The organism is Pedobacter psychrodurus, assembly GCF_004331735.1.
In the GTDB taxonomy this organism is placed as follows: Bacteria; Bacteroidota; Bacteroidia; order Sphingobacteriales; family Sphingobacteriaceae; genus Pedobacter; species Pedobacter psychrodurus.
Window position 1 is genome coordinate 308672 of sequence record NZ_SJSO01000003.1, and the last position, 23183, is coordinate 331854.

The window sequence follows — 23183 nt, forward strand, 5'->3', positions numbered from 1 at the left end:
ATCTACAGTGTTCCGGTTGCCGCCGGAATACTGTTTTTCGGTCATTATTTTTTTGGAAGAGGCAAAAATCTATGGCATTACGGTGATCCTCCTTCCTTCTGCTTTAAAATGTACGGTATTGGTTGATTCTAACAGGTCGAGCACTTTTGCGATCTCATCAAAACGTGAAACGCTCCCTGAAAACTCCTGATGGGTAATTTCTCCCTGGTATAATATTTCTACGTTATACCACCTTGATATCACGCGCATAATATCCTTGATGTTTTCGTTCTCAAAACGGAACTTACCCTCTTTCCAAGCCACTGCATTAGTTGCATCAACAGGAACTACGCTTACCTCGCTGCCATGTATTCTGGATTGTTCACCAGGTTTTAGGATGACTTTATCATTGAGCTTTACACTTCCCTCAAGCAGGGTTGTTCTGGAAAGAGCCTCATCGGGATAACAACTTATATCAAAATGGGTACCCAATACTTCCACCGTTTGTGTTTTGCTGAATATTATAAAGGGTTTTTTTTGGTCCTTTTTCACTTCAAAATAAGCTTCCCCACTCAATTCGACCCTTCTCTGATTACCTGTAAAACTACTGGGAAAACGCAGGTAAGAATCGGCATTGAGCCAGACCGATGTTCCGTCTGCAAGAATGATTTTAAACTGGCCACCTTTAGGTGTACTGATGGTATTGATTCCGTTTTTTCCTTCCGGTTCAGCTGAACGGACATTATAGATTATGGTTCCGTCTTCAGCTTTTTTGATTATGGTATTTCCTTCTGTGAATAAGCTGCCTACCTTGGCACTGTTTAATTGGATTATTTCGCCATTGGCAAGGGTGAGCGCAGCTAGGTTAGTTCCCGGATGTATATTTTTGGTATTTTTGATGAGGTTGTGTGAAGATTGATCTGCGATCCAATAGTAACCTCCGAAAGCAATCGCGATCAATATTGAGGCCGCTGCAATAAAACGTGGGAAAAGGGGGATGCGGTTTACCTGTACAAGATTTGGAATCGATGCTCTGAGTTTTATGAGCTCAGCTGAAACCTCTGCTTCCGAAAGACCTTTATGCGCTCCGACAGGCCAGCCAAGGTACCAGCTTTCTAAAATAGCTGATTCCGACTCAGAAAGGGTTCCGTTTTCAAATTTATCAAGTAGTTTTTTGGCCTTTTCGTGCTGCATATTATTGGATTTTATCCTAACATACAACAGAGACTAACGAAAATGATATTGGGGGTAGAAAAATTATAAAAAAATTAGAGGAAATATAGAGCCTAATTTATTTTTAAGAATTTTTAAGGCGTTTTGGACTTGTTTCTTCACTGTTTGCTCTGATATGGCTAATATATCTGCAATTTCGCGGTGGCTTAACTCCTCGTATCTGCTCAGCTCGAACACTTCTCTCATTTTTCTCGGCAGTAAAGCAATTTCTCTATCGATGATGCCCATCAACTGCGTGTAACGGATATTGTAATCAGTATCATCATTACAGTTTGTAATGTAGTTTTCTAGTGAAGAAAGGTATTCGGACTCAAGTTTTTCTTTGGCAATTAGATTGAAAATCCGGTTTCTCACTGCTGTAAAAAGATATGCCCGAAGGCTTCTAGTAACTTCAAGTTTTTCCCTGTTGTTCCACAAAACTATAAAGATGTCCTGAACGATATCCCTTGATTCCTCTTTTTTTTGCAGCCGTGAATAGGCGTGGATAAAAAGCAAGCGTTCGTAACGGTCATAAATCTGGGTATAGGCAACCCGGTCCCCCTCTCTTAGAAGATCAATAAGATTAAGATCATTAAGTTTGCGGTATGTTGACATAGATTAGAAACAAAGATAACTTAAAATCTACCAATCTTCCATCAGTGAGCCTGGCAACGGTGGATGAAAAGCTCACCTGAACTGCAAAATATAGATCGTAAATACATTTTTTGATCTGGTTTTTTTATTTAACTGATAAATGGGCAATTGTCAAAATGTATTACAGATCATCTAACTCCTAATCAAAGAAAAAGATCCCAATCTTTCCCTGATTAAATTCAGTTCAGGAATTAACTTCAAATTTAAGCCATTCAAAAAACACAAAAAATAGATATTTATCTATTTTTTTTTCAGACATACGTCATCTTTAATGACCAGTGTGATAGAGAAATTTGTTTGTACAACTTGAATAAATTATCATGTTAAGGAAATCGGACTTACGCAGCTAAGTAGATGCAATTAAAAGCAGTATATCGAAGGATGACTTTCAGGCTATGTGACTCAATGCTCGGACAATTTTTTTACAAACCGTAGCCAGGCGGGATGGATCAGATTGAACATAACAAACTTGCTGAGAAAACATAATCAGAACCGTTCAAATTACCCCAAAGCTCATTGCTGAGGATTACACACCCGATTTTTCAGTAGCACCAAATGATTCATTTACAATATTAAGGTGCGATCAGATAGGGGGAAATACGAAAGGTATCTGACAATTCCGAGAAGTTTCGATGCAAAGGCTTAATGTGGGTACGTTAGCGATTAGTGATGATTAGTATAGATAAATTTTAATTATATGAATAAAAAAAAAGAGCAGGTCAAGTCCCTGGAAAAAAGCTTCGGATTGATAACAAAAACTTTTAAAAAGCAGGCAGGTGGGAAAAGAAGGAAAGATGCCTACGGCTTCATTACAAGACGACTGACAGAGATTAATCAGTATTTAAAAGGGAATGGGGCAACAATAATATCCATGGATAGTGTGCAAGATGAACACTCAGAGCCAATAGTTGCAAATATACAGCCCTCCCAGACATTATTCGAGAAAAGCAGCTCAGAAAACCAAGATAAGCAGGATTGATGGAAAATGTTTTAAACACATATGAAAGCGCAATCGGATATCTTCGCAGCTATTATGAAACCTATTCCAAAGGAGATCTTAATTTCGGACTATCCCTTTGTAAGCGTATTTCACGTGAATGTATTAAGATTGCAGGTGAAGAAAAATTAATAGGTATTGATTTTGGGAATGCATTATTGGCTTGTTGTTTCCGGTATGCAGGCGTGACCAATATTATGCTGACTAAGGACATTGGAATTAAGTTATTAAACGATTTTACCCAACAGGTAAACTACCCGGAAGAACAGGTGGAATATATTCGTGAGCTCATCAACCGACATAGCAGACGAGAGATCCCCAACGGCAAAATCGAAAGAATCGTTTGGGATGCCCTTGGCTACAGACTTGCACTTGAAGATTTCTTTAAGCATCTGCATTATCTTCACGACGAGATGAACAGAATTCATGAAAACTCATATGATGAACTGTCCATTCTTCTTAAGATCCGGGATAAATTTTCAGGGGAATACTATTATACCGATTATGCAAAGAAAAACTACTCGGCAAGGCTCATCAAAAACAAGAATAAAGTAAATAAACGCATACAGCACCTCACTGAAAACCTGCCTGACACAAAAAATTCAGGGACAATGATGACCGATCGTGAAACTGAAGATTTATTCAAAATTGCTTTTAGGAACTATGTAAAGTTAGTCGATGTTGCTGATTCTAAAGCGGCATTGCTTATACAGGTGAATTCAATTCTCATTTCAGTTGTCATTGCATTTGTAATCAGTCGTATTGAGAAATACCCAATGCTTATAGTTCCTTCTTTCCTTATTCTCGCTGTTGCATTTATAACTATTCTGCTCAGTATTTTGGCGAGCAGACCACAACGCAATTCTTATATCCATGACCGATCATCGAAGAGCTACCAAACCTTTTTTTTTGGGAGTTTCGATTTAGTTGGATCCGAGTTTCGAGATGCAGATTTTGACAGCTATTCTCTCGAACTTGCCAATCTTTTAAAAAGTGGAAGAGAGAATGTCTTTAACGAGATTTTTAAAGAAGTATTTAACGTACGGAAAGTTCTAAGCAGGAAATTTACTTTTCTCTCATATGCCTATATCGTATTTATCGGGGGACTGGCCGCGTCAATTATCGCATTTTTTATTGCAACAAATTATTATTAACCGATAACAACAGCCCATTATTGTTAGCTGGCAACGGCAATAATTAAATATTAATTAATGAAACAAAAAATATTGATCCCGTTTGTGCTCGTCGTCATTTCGGCTTTAAATCTTTCCGCACAAGAGCGTGAAGTATATCGGGATAGCGTATGGATAAGTATACTTCCGAAATACGACAGTGTTAGTAAAATCCACCGTTTGATTTTTGGGGAGAATTACAGAAAAGAATATTCTCTGAAGGCAAAACTTCCTATTTTAAGGCTTTCTGAAATCTGGGGTGGGCTGAAAATCCTCCAAGTTGGTGGAGGAAACCAGTCTAAATCTCTGCGTTTGATCGATCCCAAGGGAAATGAATGGACCATGAGAAGCATAGAAAAATATCCCGAAGTTTTGTTACCAAAAGGGTTGCAGGAAACTTTTCTCAGAGATATTATCAAAGACAATATGTCTGCACAGCACCCCTTCTCAGCACTTATAGTGCCGACCCTCGCCAGGGAGATAAATGTGGCGCATAGCGAGCCAACTATAGGAGTGGTTTTAGCCGACAAAAATTTAGGTAAATATGCAGCGGATTTTGAAAACACAATCGCATTACTTGAAAAGCGGGATCCTTGGGGCAAGTCAGACAATACCGCAAAGATGCATAGAAAACTGACAGAGGATAATGATAATAGTGTTGACGCGGAAGCACTTCTTAAACTAAAATGCCTCGATGTGCTCATCGGCGACTGGGACCGGCATGATGATCAATGGCGGTGGTTACCTGTAAATAAGGATAAGGGGTACAAATACATACCTATACCTCGTGACCGAGACCAGGTTTTTTTTAGCTCGGAGGGTAAAATTCAACGTATTTTACAATCTTCCTGGTCATTGCCAATGATGCAGGGCTTCGAAAGAGGTATACGCAATATCAACTGGTTCCTTTGGGAAGGCCGCGAAATTAATAGCAGGTGGTTTAATGAGATGGATTTTCCAAAGTGGGACGAGGTTGTAAGGAACTTCTGCAGCAAGATGAGCGATAGTGTTTTGAGTCAGGCACTCAAAAAATTGCCTGAGCCGGGTTATTCATTAAGACAAAAAAAATTGCTGGCAGAACTTCAATCGAGGCGTTCCAGACTACCGGAGTTAATGGCTGAATACTATCGGTTTTTCAATAAAATTATTGATGTAGAGTTAACTGATAAAAATGAGTTCGTCAATATTAGGGATACTACAAACGGAAAGACAGCTCTTTTCATTCGGAAAATCGGCGGATCTGGGGCAACTGAACTTATTTTTTCCAGACTGTTAGACCCGGAAATAACAAAGGAACTCAGGATTTATTTGCATAAGGGTAATGATAAAGTTGTAATCAATAGCGGAAATCTGAGGATAAAAATTCGGATTATCGGTGGCTACGGTGAAAAATCATATGCTGTAAATCAGTCAAGTCGAAATATTAGACTTTATGATATTGAAGGGCGGAAAATTTTAGGTTCTGATGCAGAAAAAGTCATTTTAAAGCTGAATTCTGATTCGTCTAATTTAAGCTACCACCCTAAGGAAATTTATGCCAGGCATTATGTATCACCTAATTTTGGTTTCAATAATGATGATGGGATTGGCTTAGGGCTTACCGCAAAATTTACAGCTCCTGGTTTCAGAAAAAAACCATATCACAATATTCAAACCGTTTCACTTTTATATTCTGCAGCAACAGGCGCCTTCCGAGTGGCTTACCGGGGAGAATGGTTTAATGTACTAGGATCTGCAGCTATTACTGTTGGTTTGAAAATGCATGGTCCAAGCAATGCACAGAATTTTTTTGGGTCTGGAAATCAAACACCTTATGACCGGAATATGCCCATAACTTACTACAGAGCCCGGTTTGATTTTTATGAATTCAATCCCGGTCTGAAGTGGTCTGATAAATCTTATGAGGTATCTATGGGTTTAGTAATGCAGCATTACCGGTATCAGGAGAAGGAAAATCAAGGAAGACTGATCAGTTATCCAGAATTACGACACTCCTCGGACAGCCTAGAGCTGGAAACGGGCAAAACATATGGAGGGTTGAATTTTTCTTATCAATACCATACAAAGGACGGTTTGGTTTTGCCAAGCAAGGGGATACATTTGGATGTAAAAATGAATGCATATAAGGGGTTGAATTCGCAATCCAAATCGCTGATGCAGATTACATCAAGTTTTTCAATATATAAGACCATTGATAATAAGGGCATTTTAGTCATTTCCAACAGAATTGGTGGCGGAACAACATTTGGGAAACCAGCGTTTTTTCAGTCTCAATTTCTCGGCGGGCAGAATAATTTATCTGGCTACCGTTTTTACCGCTTTGCCGGCGAACATAGCATTTACAATAACATTGAGATCAGGTTAAGGCTTGGGAGTTTAACAAAACATATTTTCGCAGGAGAAGTTGGCTTATCAGGTCTATATGATGTCGGTAGGGTTTGGCTTCGCAATGAGAAATCAGACACACTGCATCATGGATTTGGAGGCGGGATTTATATTTCCCCGGCGGCAATGGCAGTGATCAGATTGAATGCAAATTTTTCCAGAGAGGGTTTTTTTCCAGTTTTTTCGATGGCATGGAGATACTAGAGATCAATTGGTGGGTTCCACTAATATACAGAACTGGCATTCCAGCAGAAAGGATGCCTTCTGTTAAGCAAAAAAGCGCAGTTATTGCGTACAAGAATTGTCTCTTTCTAAATAAAAAAATATTGATTGGCAATAATCAGAAATCACCAGGAGATTTATTAAATCCCGAAGTGCTATGCACATAACTCAACACCTTTATAAATACATTTTTATAAATTAAATCCAAACTAAATCTATGATTGTAAATTATGGTTGCCCTATATGGCTAAACACACTGGTAAAAAAGATGTCAGATCATTCGCATCGCTATCTCCAAATTGAATGTTGCTCGCCCAGTGAGGTTAAACTGGAGTATACTTTATCCCGGGAATTAATGTGGGAACTGAGTGGATTTTCGAATATAATCGCCATCTATCTCAAAAGAGGTCGTTTCAAGAGCGAACGCTTGAAATACTACAAACGCGATCCGAGGTTTATTAATTCCATGAGTTTGGATATTTCATCACAATTAATTTGCAAGATGAAGCTCATCTGCAATGACGGCATATTCGATCCAGGGACTGAACAAATGATGGGCCTTACAATGGGAATAATATCAAGGGTACAAAAACATGGACTTTTTAAACTTTGTGCAATTAATGAAAAGTTTTACAAGGGTATTTCAAAAAAATCGGACGCCTTCAATGACTATGAATTGGTTCACCTTATTGCTTTGAAAAATAAATTTCTTTCCCAGAGTGTTGTATAAGTGCAGCTTGGTGTCTCTATACTTTCAGAATTAAAAAAAAATGTTTACCTGCGAACCGCTATATTATAATCAGTTAGGTTTAAATGCTTTCAGTCTTCTCGCAAATGTCGGGTGGGGAGAAATTAGACTCGGCCATTCAATAGGAGGGCTAAGTTTATTTTAATCTTTCAGATATGCGGACCAATTATACCAAAATCCACCATTTTATAGACCTGTAACCGCTATGGTTTATTATGTGGACCAAATATCCCCAGTGCCCTATAGAGATACAGTGAGACAAGATCTTGAGTATTTCTGGGGAAGTAATTTTTACAGTTTCTAGTCCCACAATAAATCTGGACTGATTTTACAGGTGCAGCTTAAGCTTGGACGACCCACCCCAGGCGGAGTATGGCACCTTACCAAACATGGGGTACGACTGGTCATTAAAAACGCTGACATGCGCCGAAACATACAGTTAGGCGTTAGCGTCGGTGATAAAGCCGATTGGAAAGACTCATGGTGTACGGGTTAAAGTTAGACTGGGGAATCGTTGCTGCTAGATTTTATCAAACACTCAAAACTATAAAATGAACATACGCCACATTCCGATGTTGCAAAATATTCCGTTTCAGTTCTTTATGTGGTAGGTGGTTCAAGTAATTCGCTTTAAAAATTTCCGTTCCATCGCAGTTCTGGTCAAAAGACGTTTTTTCTTAAGTTTCTTTCAAAATTTTAGGAGCTATTTGATACAATCGCCCAAGTTTCGGCTCCATCCCCAAGCGCAGTCAAGTTATTCCAATATATTAAGGCCAAAAATGGGTAACGCTTTGGTGACTGACTCTATAAGCTTTGTGAGTTGGTTCAATTTGTTTCTGCTCTGTCTGGTAAAAACAAATGGTAAGTGGCATTTTCTCCCCAGGCGTGGATCAGGTTCTGTGGCTTTTCGATATCAACCAATGTTGCTACCTGCCCATCTGACTTAAGACCTTTCCGCTGCGGGAAAGTGTGTGGCCTAATGTGTCAATATCATTTTCTGGTAAAATGTCCCAATAATGAAAAAAAAAAGCATTGAGAATGTCATTATTACAGTTTCGTTACATTTTAAGAATATTTTTAATGAAAATATGTCGCCATAACCATAGATACATATCTATGGTTTTTTAAAACATATATCATTTTCATTTGAATAATGATGTTGGAAATTTGATAAATATTGCTGATGACGAAACTTATCTACTCAGTTTTGTTATATAACCCAGGACTTTAGACAAACTGTTTTGGCTTAGTGTAATATTTTAACCTGATATGATGCAAACATTACTAAAAGATATATCGAATTACGTTCCCTGTGTATTGAGTATTGCTGAAACTGAAATGATAATTTCTTCTTTCGAGATTAAAATAATTAAAAAAAAACAGTTTCTTAATCCAGGGACCCGGTTTGACCCGTACTTGAGATTTATAGTTTATGGAGCAATGTTTCAATATAGCATTATTGCAAAGTGCTTCAGCCACGTTGCTAAACCGGCATTAAACGCTTGGTTGGTTACGGATATGGAACGTGTCATATTTATTAAATCCTTTATCACCTATATCCAAACTCATGCCGATAAAAAACAATATTTGGGGACCGGGCCGCAGATGAACGAAATGATTGCGCATTCAACGGCTTTCGCCCAGGCCGTAAATTTTGTAGAAGAAAGAAACGTAATTTCATCACAGGTCGGTAATGATGCGTACAATGGGCTGAACGCATGGCAAAGAGGTGAAGCATTTTCAGGTGATTACCCGATCTTTATAACCATGTGTCCAATACATTTCATTTCTTCTTTTTTTGACGTTCGGAAAAAGGTGCATAGCCGCCTCCAAAAAAATGGAGGAGCGTTTTGCTCACTATTATGTTATCCATTTCACCGTGAGTATACTTCTCTCTGAGTTTATAATAGATCAATTCCTGCCTGTATTAATTAACCATATTAACATGAAAGAAAATATTCTTAATGATAAAAATAATCTCCAGTTTCAAATTGTTGAAGGAGATGACATAGCATATCTGCAATACAAATATCACAACAACAGCATCGCATTAATAAACATAGTTGTGCCAAAAGTTTTTCGAAGAAGGGGCATTGCATCTCTGCTTGCTGCGTACGCTTTTGATTTTGCTAAGCTAAATTCAAAGCCTGTGCTGGTATACTGTCCTTTTGCTGCTCATTACGTTCAGAATCATCCTGAACTCAGTAAACAACTTGATAAAGAATTCCATAAATAATAGGAATTCCTTCTGATAGGATCTTGAAAGACTAAAAACGGTAAAGGAAGTATTTTTTTGTTTCAAGATCTTGAGTAAACTTTTCTTTGAAACTAGCAACGCCCACGACTGTGTCAGGGGCGTTGAATTGGTTCTTTTTTATGAAGCTCCATTCAATCGGGGAATTACTTGATTACCGATTATTTTTATGGACTGTAACAGCTGTTCATGACTAAGGCCTGCATTATCCATTTGAAAGGTAAATCGGTCAACACCACCTAATGCCTTGCTATGTCTCAATAATTTTTCAGCCACTTCCTCCGGGCCACCAACTACTAATACACCTTCCGGTGCTATCAGTTTTTCAAACCCTTTTCTAGTTACCGGTGGCCAGCCTCGTTCTCTACCTGCCTTTGTCCAGAGTTCAGCATAACCTGGATAATAGTGAGCGATTGCTTCATCATATGTTTCAGCTACATAACCTGGGGAATGTAGGCCAACTTTTAACTTTTCAGATGAAAAACCAGCCCGTTGACCTGACTCTCTGTATAAATCGACTAGAGGTCTAAAGTGGGCTGTTTCTCCACCAATAACTGCAATCATTAATGGCAAGCCTAAGGTTCCTGCCCTTGCGAACGATTCCGGAGTACCTCCAACACCAAGCCAAATCGGCAATTTTTCCTGAATTGCTCTCGGATAGACGGGTTGATGCTGCAGCCCTGGTCTATATTTACCGTTCCAGGTAACAAATTCCTGCTCACTTATTTTTAGTAAGAGTTCCAGTTTTTCCTTAAATAAAGCATCGTAATCGTTCAAGCTAAATCCAAATAGTGGGTAAGATTCTATTGCAGAACCTCTTCCGACCACAATTTCTGCTCTTCCTTTTGATATTAGATCCAAGGTTGCAAACATCTGGTAGACCCTAACCGGATCGGAGGTGCTCAGTACAGTAACCGCACTGGTTAACCGTATTTTTTTTGTCAGTGCAGCTGCCGCAGAAAGGATAACTGCAGGCGCGGAATCTAGAAATTCTTTCTTGTGGTGTTCACCTATACCGTAAATATCAAGCCCGGCTTCATCAGCTTGAACAATTCTTTCGAGTAGTTGTTCCATAGCATCCACGCTATTAAGTGATTTGCTGCCATACATAGCGGAAGCAAAACTATCAATTCCTATTTCCATCGATTTTAAATTAATATTATTTGGATTTATTTAATAATACGCTCAAAGTTTAAGAAAGCATATTGGGTGGAGGTCCTCCGGCAGGCCTGCTCTTAATTTCGGGAAGAGGGACATATTCTTCATTATCCGTAGGTGGTAAATCCATACGACCCTGCTTCCAGTCTTCTTTAGCCTGTTCAATTCTTTCTTTTCTACTTGATACAAAGTTCCACCATATATACCTCTCGCCCAAGTGTTCGCCGCCGAGTATCATCAATGTGGTTTGTTCTTTGCTTATAATCAATGGGTCGACACCTTTTGTAAACACCAGCAATTGGCCTGCTTGGTAACCGTTTCCGTTTACTTCAATCCTGCCTTTAACAATGTAAATCCCTCTTTCACTATAGCCATTAGGCAAGCCGAAGTGAGTGCCTTGTTCTAATACTACATGCAGGTAGAACAAGGGCGAATGTGTTTTTACATTACTTTTCAAACCATATGCCTCTCCGGCAATTAGGCGCATCCAAATCCCTGTATCATTAAAAACAGGTAACTCATGGGGCTGGTAGTTGATAAAAGTTGGATCATTTTCTTCATCTTCTTCAGGAAGTGCAACCCATGTCTGTATTAATTCCAACTTAGTTCCTGCCAGCATCAAAGGATCTTCAAACCGCTCACTATGGGTAATACCACTTCCAGCGGTCATCCAGTTTACCTCGCCGGGTTTTATAACTTGTTCCACTCCAAGACTGTCCCTGTGTGTCACATTTCCGCTGAACAAATAACTAACTGTTGATAAACCGATGTGTGGGTGGGGTAGGACATCATAATTATTTATGGCTTTCACTGGAGCAATTAATGGCCCTCCATGATCCATGAAGATAAATGGTCCCACCATCCTGCGAAGTTGGTAGGGGAGGATGCGTTTTACTGCGAAACCTGCAGAAATTTCAGCATATCTTGCTTCTATTACAATGTCGAGCATAACAATTTGAAAAGTATTTTATATTAACAAGTTTTAATAACTGTATTTTACGAGGTACATCTATACAAATCAATGAGCCTCTGCAATATTTTGAGATGAATTGAGATTATCCGATCAGAAAATAGTTTCAAAGATATTGCACACCTTTATTTTTAATCAATTCTTAACAACATTTGTAATGAGTCGATTTTCTTAGGGATATTGAGACACTATCTCGCACCCTATCCAGGTAATTATATGATGATTTTCATTTATCTGAAATAGATTTCTCCTTACCTTTATTGCCCATCTAGCGTACTTTTAGTAATGATGCACAGTCTGATATGCCTAACTTAGATCAGGTAATAATATCCAATACGGTTTTATAGACACCTTTATCCCAAATTCTTGTCGATTTTACCATACGCCCCAGCGTAATAGTCGCGGTAAGCCTCTACTATATCTGATTTGCTGTTCATGACAAACGGTCCTTCAGCAACGATTGGTTCAGTATATGGTTCTCCACCGAATAAAATAACATCTGTAATTTCCTGCAACTTATTTTCGATCAGAATGTCACCAGCATCTCTATCAAATTCGATAAATTCAGCGGTCTGGAACTCAATACCATTGATAATTGCATTTTTGATTGGCAAAAAGGCAGCAACTTCAATCTTTTCAGCGACTGGAAGGATAAAGCTTTTACCTGGTTCAACTTTAATGTGATATAAAAATTGTTCTGAATAGGTGGGGATAACTGAGGTTAAATCTTCATAACTGCCAAGAATTACTTTGATAGACACGCTTCCGTTCAGCAATTTTTTCTGAGGAACTTCATTACTTTGAATTGCCAGGTATTCTGGATTTTCAGCTTTGTTTTTAGATGGAAGATTAATCCAAAACTGAAAACCATGCTTGCTATCGGCTCCTGTTTTTGAATCTACATTGAAAGTTTCATCATGAATAATTCCTTTTCCAGCTTTCATCCATTGGATTCCACCAGAATAAACTTTTGCATGATTTCCTGCGCTATCAAAATGCTCACCTTCTCCTTCAATAAGATAACTTAAGGTGGCAATACCCCGATGTGGATGTCCGCCTGTTCCTGTATTTAGCAACAGAGAAGTTTTTTGTGGAAATACATGATCCAGAAACACAAAGTGACCAACAGCATCTGTATATCGATTCGGTAATATTCGATGAATTTTTAACTCACCTATATCTGCACTCTGTCCTTTTGTTGAAAAACTTATTTTTTTTATCATCTTTTAAATAATTAATTTAAAGAATATTGTTAATGATTGTACTTTGCTAAGCTTTGGAATTTGAAAAACACACCCTCCCCAAAAAAAGGTTCAATATGGTATTAATGCTTATTTGACAAAGTTCCTTCTTCGAAATGTTGAATGTTTACATTTGTAGTACATCTCTGTTAATTTTCTCACAAATTAGCGTTTGATGAGCAAGGTGGTGCGCCTGGAAAACCGTTAACCGAACGTAACTGCCAACTCATAATTTTTTAAAGTTTAAAGCACTGTAAATTAAATTTTGGCGTAATAGGGCTTCAATCCTATTTCCTATTTCGGTTTTCATACTTTCTTCAAACCGCGACTATTATTCCACAATTCAAAAATAGTATTGATAACCGTTCAAAAAGTTGATAAATATCATTAAAAGTTATTGATATAAATCGCATCATTATGAGTGAATCAAAGAAAGATGCCAGCCATATATCTATCCGAAAAATATGATAAGGCATTGGGCAGTGCATGACTAACGAAAACTAAAAGTATATTTTATTAACTTTACGGTTTTTCATCAAAATGCTTAATATGCACCGACCCCTTTTAGATTATATATGTCAATACTCGAAGTCATTTCTTACAATTGAGGAAGAAGAGATGATTACAAAAGCTTTTAGACCAAAAAAAATGAGAAAAAGACAATACCTTTTACAAGAAGGGAATGTGTCGAAATACACGGGCTTTATTATCAAAGGGGCCATGCGACAATATTATATTGATGAAAAAGGGCTTGAACATGTTGTTTACCTTTTTATTGAGAACTATTGGGCAACTGACCGAGAAAGTTTTTATAATCTTACCCCATCTATATATAATATCGAGGCATCTGAAAATACAGAGCTTCTGATTATAACCAGGGCAGAATTAGTAGAACTGATGAAAAAAATTCCTGCCCTAGTTGAAATGATCCGTGTGATGGATGATCGAAATGCTATCGCAATGCAGAAAAGAATTTCTGCAAATATAAGCAATACAGCAGAAGAGCGGTATGAAGAGTTTATCAAGAATTATCCCCATTTTGCACAACGATTTCCTCAGCATCAAATTGCTTCATTTTTAGGCATAGCTAAAGAAACGCTAAGCCGTATCAAAAGAAAACCGTCTAGATAATCACTATCTCAATATAGATTGTTTAATTGTCGACCGTTGATTTTTGTCGACGGTTTTTGTTGCTTTATATCATCGCTTAACAATCTTAACTCATCATATATTTATAATATCAATCCGCGCAGAATAAAAGCTTATTCCTTTGGTTATAAAAAAAAATCTTATTGTCGAAAGTTCAACGGAACTCAGATATAGAAAGTAAATTTTAGTAGCGTCCAGGGATAAAAATTCACGCTTATTAAGATGTAAAGAAACATAGATAAATAAATATTTGTATGAGTAAAACTATTTTAACCGCAGTTAGTCTATTGATGTGGACCATTTCGTGGGGTCAGAACAACGAAACATCCGAACCGCAGAATGACTTCAAATTGGTGGGCGATGTCATTTCATTTCCGCTTACAATCGTTAATGCTTTTCCATTTATTTCCGGGGAAATCAACGGAGTTAAAGGGAAGTTTATGTTTGATACAGGCAATCAAGATGCTTTAGAGATCAACAATAATATTATTCCTCTATTATCCCAACAAGAGAAAGGTAACGGCCAAGTTGGGAGTGGTCAAAAATTTAAAACGTATATCAATGATAACATTGAAGATGTAAAGTTAATCAACGGCTTACATTTTAGAAACCTTAAACAAATCCCAAGTGGTAATTACGATTTTTTACAAAATGATATTACCCCTGATTGTATAGGTTATATAGGACATGATTTTTTCAATGGATATCTTTTCAAGCTAGATTACACTAAAAGGAAGCTTACTTTCTATAAAAATAGCCCCAAAAGAGAATCTTCAAAAGATTTTCTAGTAGGGGAAAAAGTAGTAGCCATATTAAATTTTGAAATCAGAAACTTGCCCAATCATCCTACTATAAGAGTGAAAGTAAAAGATGTTGAAATACAGGCGTTCTTTGATACTGGTTCTTATGGAAGTTTAGAATTAACCGATAAAGATTCTAAAAAGCTAAAGAAGCAAAAATATCTTATAAATTACGGACAAGATGGCTACAGTGAAGAATTACTTGTTTTGAATAACGTGAGAATAAATGCTCAATTAACTGCAAATTTTATTGGCATTTACGAACATGGAGATAGTAAATACCTTAGAAAAGCTTTAGGAATAACCGAGGATAATTATTTAAGCATAGCATACCGATTTCTAGCAAATTATAAGACGGTATGGGACTATCGTCATAAAAAGATATATGTTTTAGAGTATTAACTGATATCAGTTATCCCAACAACTGAAATAGTCCTATCGTTCATTTGAAATCTTCTATGTAATCTAAATGCCAAATTGCTTAAGTTTTGCACCGAGGAAATCTAAAATTTGATTAAAAATGCTTTCAAACTCGAACAGGAAATATGCGTTGAGAAAAGATGATTTTTGTCAACGGTTTTTAATGTTTTAAATCATCGTTTATCCTATTTGCCATATCGTAAGTTTACAATATTAATTTATTAAATATAATAGCGTAACTGCTAAATTGTAAAAACTATTTCCTCGGGGATGGTTCGAAATACTGATAGCAAAGTTGCCAAAAAAAGAATTTTATGAAAAAAACATTTGTGTTACTTGCCACAACCATGATCTCATTGGGACTTTACGCACAGTCGAATGTCCCCATCATCGGTGCTGATTTGATCGTGCATCATGCAAAGATCACTACGCAGACCGCTGCTCAACCAGTTGCTTCGGCAATAGCGGTAAAGGGTGGTAGAATTTACGCAGTCGGAAACGATGCTGAAATATTGGCGCTTAAGGATGTCCATACAAAAATAATCGACGCAGATGGGAAACGATTAATCCCCGGATTGGAGGATGCCCACATCCATCCTTTAAATGAAAGAAATTTTAATTATAAGGTTAGATGGGACGGTGTACCGACACTTAAACGTGCGCTCGAAATGCTTACCGAACAAGCCAAGAGAACACCGGAGGGACAGTGGGTAAAAGTTACCGGTGGATGGTCGCCATATCAGTTTGCTGAAAACCGCCAACCAACTATAGATGAACTGAACAAGGCAGTATCAGACAGGCCTCTTTATATTCAGTATGCCTATAACAGGGGATATCTCAATAAATTAGCAATGAAGGTTTTAGGGGTTGGGACATCCAAATTTCCCGATTTGCCCGAAACGGAATTGGAAAAAGATAAAAAAGGCAATTACACGGGAGTGATCACTGGATATACATTTACTTTTCTAACGCTTGATGCCATGCTGCCCATGCCAACACCAGAAGAGGAAGTTAGCTCATTGGTGCATGTCATACACGATTTGAACAGGTTCGGACTGACTTCTGTTCTTGATGCTACCAGTATTATTGGATATCCTGAAGGGCACAAGCCATTACAAACCCTCGTGCGAGAAAATCGTTTGAATATCCGTTTTCCTTTTGTCGATCTTGGCTGGGATCAGAGTAGTAATGAACCATTTGTGGAAACGCTGCTTAAGCGTATTACCAAACTCGCACCTGTCAGTCCAGGGCAGAACCTGCACCCGACCATGGAGCATGGTTACGAATATGAAGGAATGGGAGAAGCTTTAAGGGCAGAAATCCATGATCATGAAAATTTTGATAAACCGACATATATCATTCCTAAAGATAGGATGATGGAATATGCAGAAAAAGACGTCAGAAAATTGATAGAGAAAAGGATTCCTTTTCGGATGCATGTTACCTACAATGAGAATCTAAACCCCTTTCTAGATGCTTTTGAGAGAGTTGTTAGAACAACTCCTCTTGATGGAATGCGGTGGAGCGTGGAACATGCAGAAACCATTACACCAGAAAATATTGAAAGAGTCAAGAAACTGGGAGGCGGTATTGCTTTAGATAACAAAATGGCACTTCATGGAGATGCGTTCGTAAAAACCCACGGCATAGAGAAAGCACTGTATACTCCGAGATTAAGGGATCTGGTAAACAGTGGAATTCCTTTATCACTGACAACAGATGCATTTCGTGTTTCCCCAGCAAATCCGTGGCTTGCTATAAGTTGGGCTGTGACGGGGAAATCTGTGTCGGGCGCGACTGTTTTAGCTAAAGATAACCGCTTAACTCGATATGAAGCACTAAAACTGTATACAACAGGGGCTGCGTGGTTTGAAAATGAAGAACATGAAAAAGGGCGAATTGCTCCTGGTAATCTCGCTGATTTTGTTCTACTGAGCAAAGATTATTTCACAGTTTCTGATGATGAGATAAAAAGCATTTCATCAGTTTTAACCGTCGTTAATGGAAAGGTGGTATTCGGTTTAGATCAGTATTCAAATTTAGCTCCAAAATTACCCGAGCCTATTCCAAGTTGGTCCCCAATAAAATATTTTGGCGGATATCATTGGGACAAGTAGCTAAAAACTATTACACTCCAACGTGCATATAAATATTAAATCTATAAAATAATGAAAAACAAAGTAGTATTAATTACGGGAACAAACAGTGGATTTGGATGGCTCACCGCAAATAGTGTGGCTAATTTGGGGCACAAAGTTTATGCAACAATGAGAGACATTAACGGCAAAAATGCAGACAAATCCAAAGCCTTATCAAAAGTAGAAAACTTAACAGTTTTGGATGTTAGCCTTACTGATGAAAATAGTGTACAAAAAGCTATAGAGACGGTCCTTGCAAAAGAAGGAAGAATTGATGTATTGGTAAATAATGCAGGGATTGCCATGACCGGCGTGGCCGAAAGCTATACTACGGCAGACGTACAAGAAATGTTTGATGTGAATGTTATAGCACCATGGAGATTGATTAAATTGGTGTTACCGATCATGCGTAAACAAGCTGAAGGATTGATTGTTAATGTGACAAGTGGTTTTGGAACCTTTTCGTTCCCTTTCTCCGCTGTTTATGGAGCGTCCAAATTTGGATTGGAAGGACTTAGTGAAGGTTTACACTTTGAACTAAGGCCAATGGGTATTGATGTAGCCATTTTGCAGCCGGGTGCTTTTCCGACCGAAATGTCTTTAAAAGCGAGAAGCGCGTCTGATGCATCTATAAATGCTGAATACGGCGCCATAGCCGATTATCCTGGGAAAATGGTCAACGCAATTGTGCAGTTATTCGAAACAATAAAACCCAATCCGCAAGAGGTTGCAGATGGAGTCGTTAACCTCATTAATCTGCCAAAAGGCCAAAGACCTTTGAGAACAGTTGTTGACCCGACTACTGGAGAATTTGTCAAGGCCGCAAATGACGCTGTTAAAGTTGAATATGAAAAATGCTTAGCTGCATACGGAATGGCAGGTCTCTTAGATTGATGTATATTTTGATGAATTAAATTATGGCAACAATTTTTCTTAAAATTTAAATTAGCTAAAAAAATGGCTTGATTTAGGCATTATTGCATGCTTGAGTAATTTTCACTGGATCTCACAATTGAAGTTGAAGCCTTTAGCCTTCCAGATATTGCTTTGTCTACCAGGCAGCGCCGGTTACAATTCGGTTTCAAGTCCGAATAAAAGAGGGTTGCTCCAAAATGAGCAACCCTCTTCTTTTCTATATAAGTTATAGTGAAGCGATCGATAAATTTTTTTAAAATTTTACTCCCCACTTATATCAGATTATCTTTCCCCCTTTGACTCTGGGGTTGAGCAAAGAGATCGACTACTAAAATAATAACGACATGCAAAGCACCAACAGTATAAAAATTGATGATTATCAAAATAGTACAGAAAATCTCTGTCAAGGAAAGTATTCGGCCGTAACAGCAGTTTTAAATGTTCAATCTGGTAATCTACAATTTTATGAGTCAAATGGAAAACTTCTCGAATTCCCTATTCACAAGGAAAACTTCACTTGGATGGAAATTGCTGGAGAGGATATTTCGATTACATTCCTGGAGGAGTTGCACCGCCTGAGAGATATTCTGAAAATTTTTTCAAAGCAAAACACCCTGATCAGCAATGGGAAGGTGCCGAACAGGTTGGATGTAGTCCCACACTTCAATAATTTGGAAATTCGTTTTCTGCTACAGATCAGGGATTCTGCCGAAAATGTAGAACGATGTGTGGGATCAGAAATCCAGCATAATCCAGCGCATATATTTATTGAACAATCTGAACCTGAACTTTCTCCGCTCAGAGAAGCCATACATAATGTCACAGATGACCAGGATCCTGTCCAAGGAAAATTACAGAGTTCTTATAAGGGATTCAGCAGAGAATGCCGTGGACTGCAGAACTTGATTGGGGAAGTAGAGATGAGCAGGGAAGAACTTGAGCGCAAGAACGAGGGACTCGTAGATGCGAACAACAAACTACAAAATAGCCTGGAAGAACTTAACATGAGCCGCAAGCTCTCTGATGCTACAATTGCGGTACTTCATGAGCCTCTTCTTGTGCTTGACAAGGAACTCATTATATTGAGCGCTAACCAAGCTTTTTACAAAACATTCAAGATCGCGGAAACGCAGGTCATTGGAAAAAAATTGTATGAACTTCAAAATGGCGGCTGGAACATTCCGGGTCTTGCGCACAAATTTACCCGTATACAAGATCTTGATGAATCTGTTATAGAAACTGAGATTGCATTTGATTTTCCCTCACTGGGGGAAAGAATTATTAAATTCAATATGCAACCTGTAAATAAAACGAACGGCGAACAGTTGATATTGCTCGCTTTGGATGACATAACAGTCAGCAAAAACAATATTCAGGAACAAAAGTTAATTCTAGAACAACTTCAAGTACAAATTTCGGAAAAAATAAAACTCGAGTGCCAAAAGAACGACTTAATCTGCATGATATCGCATGAATTGAAGACGCCGGTAACGATCATCAAGGGGTGTACACAGGCGCTGATGCATAAATTCAATAAAAACGGTAATCTGGAGGCCGTCTCGTTTCTGTGTAAAATGAACAATCAGGTCAACAAGCTGTCCCATTTAATTGGAGATCTTCTAGATGCGTCCGAGGTTACCGCGGGCCAGCTAAAATATAATATGGATACATTCGAGCTCAATGAATTGATCGAGGAGATTAGCGACGAATTCAAACAGACCTCTGATTCGCACACTATTTTACTGAATCTAGGCGAAAAAGTGCGGATTTTCGGCGATAGAATACGGATCGGTCAAGTGATAACTAATCTGCTTTCGAATGCGATTAAATATTCGCCAAAAGCATCACGGGTAACCCTTAGAACACTGGTGAACGGAAAAAAAGCCAGCATTTCCGTTGAGGATACCGGTATTGGTATCTCAATACAGAGTCAAAAAAATATTTTTGATAAATTTTACAGAGCAAATGGTGTTGTCAACGGAAAATACTCCGGTCTAGGCCTTGGTCTTTATATTGTCTCCCAGATTGTGAAAGAGCACAGGGGCGGAATTTCAGTTTCCAGTAGAGAACAAGAGGGGTCTGTATTTACTATCGATCTTCCTTTTTCTTAAGATTTAGAGTGAAATTTTGGCAGGGAGGGAAACTGATTACGCCCGCCAATATCTATAAAATAGGTGATTTAAAACAATTTTCTCCTGATGAGGCTAGTGCGGTTGGTCCGAATTGAGATAAATCACTTTTGATGATGACTTTGAAAAGTAATCTTCCGGTATAAAAAAAATCTGTATAAATATGATATGAAGAGATGGAAGAACCTGCTCAGAAAATACTCCGTACACGATGGTTCTAATTGAAAATAGCTCCTGAAATAAGATGGGTGAAGGTTTTTCGCCATAAAGGGCTTATACCATTGAGTAGTGGATTATAGCATATTGCGACGTTATTCTTTTTTGAAGCCGCTATATTGGTTTTATAGATTTTATCCCAGATAGTGTTTTAATTAAGTGTTTCCGACAGCAGATTTTTTTTTCTGCCAAAAATCTATCTGGTTGATGGGAATAGACAGTCTTGATCTAACGGTATATTCACTTTATCTACAAATACAGTTGATATTTATCAATGATTTTTATTGCCCTATGTCATCGTTTGCATCTTAATATATGATCGAGATTTGAAAGTAAATCTTTTAACAAAAATCTAATTAAATTCAAACAAAAATGGAAGACTCAAAAAAAATGCCAGCTGCTGAACTGTACCGTAAAAGTTTAGACAGGTTTCTTGCCAAGGATATGAAGGGCTGGGCCGAATTATGTGCTGATGATATCGTAGCTGAATTTCCATTTGCCCCGGCAGGCTCATTAACCCGATTTGACGGAAAAGGAGCCTTGTATGCTTTTTTGAAGGATTATCCGGGTTTCATTGATGTAAAATCCTTACCGACACTAAAAATTTACGGCACGGATGACCAAAATGTTGTCATTGCTGAATGGAGTGTGTCTGGCGTGGTAATCAGCAACGGAAATCCTTATGAAATGAGCTACGTTTCCTTTGTAACCTTTAGGGACGGATTGATTGTCAACCTACGTGAATACTTTAACCCTGAAGTCTTTAAAGAAGCAATGGGTGGAGTGGATTTCGTTTAATCCACGGTTTCCATTTAGAAAACTCATAAGGAAACTTAGTAGTTAAATCCTAATCGAATGCCCCTAAAACTATGAATTGTTTCTGGGGCGTTTTTTTGTGGTTATCGTAGATTTTTAGTCGCCATATGTTTCATGGTGTATCCGAATAAACATTATCCAGCACCTAATTTACCTCAATCTCTAGCGATAAACATCAACGTATTTTGTAGATTTTTGTCTTCGATTATATCTTGGTTTAGGATTATGTTTACAACATAAAATACTAAAAATACAGATCAGTAGATTGCTGATCATTCGAAACCAAGATGGATATCTCAAGGACTGGGAACATCAGTTAATTAGATTCTTAACAAACGCATGAAAAAAACATTCACATTACTTACTTTTTTACTGGTTTACACCATTTCAAATGCTCAAAACAAAACAGAACCCATAATTGAAAACAAATTTCAATTAACAGGTGACACGATATCTTTTCCTCTAACAATTATCAATGCTTTCCCATTTATTTCAGTAGAAGTCAACGGTACCAAAGGAAAGTTAATGTTTGATACTGGTGCTCAAGGTGCTTTGGATATTAACAATAATATTTTTTCCCAATCAGGAAGGTCAACAGGTAACGGTAATGTTGGAAGTGGTCAAAAATTTAAGCGATACATAATAGATAGTGTCAAGGATATTCGACTAGCAAATGGGTTGCATTTTAAAGACCTTAAACAGGTCAGCAGTGCTAATTTCGAATTTTTGCAAGATCAGGTAACTCCCGATTTTCTCGGCTTTATAGGCTTTGATTTCTTCAAGGGATATCTTTTCAAACTTGACTATGTTAAAAGGAAGATTACCTTCTATAAGAATAGTTCCAAAAGGGAATTATCAAAAGATTTCCTGTTCGGAGAAAAGATATTGGCCACGTTGAATTTTGAGACCAGAAAACTACCCAATCATCCAATGATCAAGGTAAAAATCGGCGACGTGGACGTGCTGGCATCTTTCGATACCGGAGGTTCATATGGGGCATTAGAATTTACCGATAAAACTATCGAAAAGCTCAAGAAGCGAAAATATTTTATAGATTATGGAAAAGATGGATATGGTGAGCCATTATTGGTTTTGAATAATGTTAGAATGAATGGTCAGCTGACGACAAACTTTATAGGAATCCACCAACACGGAGAAAGCATCAATTTTAGAAAAGCAATAGGAATAACGGAGGAGAATTATTTGACAATCGCCAATCGTTTTCTAGCACAGTACAGAACGGTATGGGATTATGAACATAAAAAGATATATGTTATGGCCTACTAAATAAGATTCCCACATTTATGCCATGATATCATTAAACCAATCTTGCATCGTTATTTGGATGTTCAGATATTTTTTTTGCTAATTGTTAGAGGGGGCTCCGATTTTGGGGTCCTTTTCTAGATCTGGATAAAAAAATACAATCTCATTTTGACAATTTTTGGGGTACAATCCCACTTGGAACAGGCTGTGCGATATAGCTGTTTAAAAATGGACATGTGATTAATTTTTAATTAACAGCAATGGAACCTATTAACAATTTTATATGTCAGCACAAAAGATCTATCGAAGCGAATGGTTTATTTTTCTATTCCGTTCATTACA

At 37.8% G+C, this 23183-nt stretch carries 18 protein-coding genes; 13 read left to right on the forward strand and 5 right to left on the reverse strand.

The annotated features are described in order from the left end of the window. Nucleotides 1–69: 69 nt before the first annotated feature. Both EZ456_RS04730 and EZ456_RS04735 read right to left on the reverse strand, forming a co-directional pair. Nucleotides 70–1173, reverse strand: coding sequence for a FecR family protein (locus EZ456_RS04730; protein WP_131527802.1), 1104 nt, complete (start codon nt 1171–1173; stop codon nt 70–72). A gap of 63 nt (nt 1174–1236) precedes the next feature. Next, nucleotides 1237–1806: an RNA polymerase sigma factor gene (locus tag EZ456_RS04735; protein ID WP_131527804.1), complete on the reverse strand. Its 570-nt coding sequence runs from the start codon at nt 1804–1806 to the stop codon at nt 1237–1239. 736 nt (nt 1807–2542) lie between these two features. On the opposite strand from EZ456_RS04735, the gene EZ456_RS04740 reads away from it, so the two are divergent. The 6 genes from EZ456_RS04740 (at nt 2543) to EZ456_RS04770 (ending at nt 9605) form a co-directional block, all read left to right on the forward strand. Next, entirely contained in the window at nt 2543–2824 is a 282-nt protein-coding gene (locus tag EZ456_RS04740; RefSeq protein ID WP_131527807.1) for a hypothetical protein, read from the forward strand. Next, entirely contained in the window at nt 2824–3996 is a 1173-nt protein-coding gene (locus EZ456_RS04745) for a Pycsar system effector family protein (protein ID WP_131527809.1), read from the forward strand. The genes EZ456_RS04740 and EZ456_RS04745 overlap by 1 nt, the downstream gene beginning before the upstream one ends. Before the next feature lie 57 nt (nt 3997–4053). Then, complete coding sequence (locus EZ456_RS04750) at nt 4054–6603, forward strand: BamA/TamA family outer membrane protein (RefSeq protein ID WP_131527811.1); 2550 nt, start codon at nt 4054–4056, stop codon at nt 6601–6603. 235 nt (nt 6604–6838) lie between these two features. Beyond that, a complete protein-coding gene (locus tag EZ456_RS04755; protein ID WP_131527813.1) occupies nt 6839–7351 on the forward strand; it encodes a hypothetical protein in 513 nt (170 codons plus the stop codon). 1287 nt (nt 7352–8638) lie between these two features. Further along, nucleotides 8639–9268, forward strand: coding sequence for a hypothetical protein (locus tag EZ456_RS04765; protein WP_131527815.1), 630 nt, complete (start codon nt 8639–8641; stop codon nt 9266–9268). 46 nt (nt 9269–9314) lie between these two features. After that, complete coding sequence (locus tag EZ456_RS04770; protein WP_165501247.1) at nt 9315–9605, forward strand: GNAT family N-acetyltransferase; 291 nt, start codon at nt 9315–9317, stop codon at nt 9603–9605. Between the two features lie 138 nt (nt 9606–9743). On the opposite strand, the gene EZ456_RS04775 is transcribed toward EZ456_RS04770, so the two are convergent. From EZ456_RS04775 to EZ456_RS04785, 3 genes are all read right to left on the reverse strand, one after another. Next, on the reverse strand, nt 9744–10766 hold the full coding sequence (locus EZ456_RS04775) for an Atu2307/SP_0267 family LLM class monooxygenase (protein WP_131527819.1): 1023 nt from the start codon (nt 10764–10766) through the stop codon (nt 9744–9746). A gap of 49 nt (nt 10767–10815) precedes the next feature. Next, nucleotides 10816–11730 carry a pirin family protein gene (locus EZ456_RS04780; protein ID WP_131527821.1) on the reverse strand — a complete coding sequence of 305 codons (915 nt, stop codon included), beginning with the start codon at nt 11728–11730 and terminating at the stop codon, nt 10816–10818. 374 nt (nt 11731–12104) lie between these two features. Next, nucleotides 12105–12974 carry a pirin family protein gene (locus EZ456_RS04785; protein ID WP_131527823.1) on the reverse strand — a complete coding sequence of 290 codons (870 nt, stop codon included), beginning with the start codon at nt 12972–12974 and terminating at the stop codon, nt 12105–12107. A 636-nt stretch (nt 12975–13610) separates the two neighbouring features. On the opposite strand from EZ456_RS04785, the gene EZ456_RS04790 reads away from it, so the two are divergent. The 7 genes from EZ456_RS04790 (at nt 13611) to EZ456_RS04820 (ending at nt 22862) form a co-directional block, all read left to right on the forward strand. Then, nucleotides 13611–14123 carry a Crp/Fnr family transcriptional regulator gene (locus EZ456_RS04790; RefSeq protein WP_225876469.1) on the forward strand — a complete coding sequence of 171 codons (513 nt, stop codon included), beginning with the start codon at nt 13611–13613 and terminating at the stop codon, nt 14121–14123. A 272-nt stretch (nt 14124–14395) separates the two neighbouring features. Then, a complete protein-coding gene (locus tag EZ456_RS04795) occupies nt 14396–15343 on the forward strand; it encodes a pepsin/retropepsin-like aspartic protease family protein (RefSeq protein WP_131527825.1) in 948 nt (315 codons plus the stop codon). A 332-nt stretch (nt 15344–15675) separates the two neighbouring features. Next, nucleotides 15676–17478 carry an amidohydrolase gene (locus EZ456_RS04800; RefSeq protein ID WP_131527827.1) on the forward strand — a complete coding sequence of 601 codons (1803 nt, stop codon included), beginning with the start codon at nt 15676–15678 and terminating at the stop codon, nt 17476–17478. Between the two features lie 51 nt (nt 17479–17529). Continuing rightward, nucleotides 17530–18393, forward strand: coding sequence for an SDR family oxidoreductase (locus EZ456_RS04805; RefSeq protein WP_131527829.1), 864 nt, complete (start codon nt 17530–17532; stop codon nt 18391–18393). A 365-nt stretch (nt 18394–18758) separates the two neighbouring features. Continuing rightward, nucleotides 18759–20525: a sensor histidine kinase gene (locus EZ456_RS04810; RefSeq protein WP_131527831.1), complete on the forward strand. Its 1767-nt coding sequence runs from the start codon at nt 18759–18761 to the stop codon at nt 20523–20525. A gap of 606 nt (nt 20526–21131) precedes the next feature. Further along, on the forward strand, nt 21132–21557 hold the full coding sequence (locus EZ456_RS04815) for a nuclear transport factor 2 family protein (RefSeq protein ID WP_131527833.1): 426 nt from the start codon (nt 21132–21134) through the stop codon (nt 21555–21557). A gap of 357 nt (nt 21558–21914) precedes the next feature. Continuing rightward, nucleotides 21915–22862, forward strand: a complete 948-nt coding sequence (locus EZ456_RS04820; RefSeq protein WP_131527835.1) for a pepsin/retropepsin-like aspartic protease family protein — start codon at nt 21915–21917, stop codon at nt 22860–22862. The last annotated feature ends 321 nt before the right edge of the window (nt 22863–23183 follow it).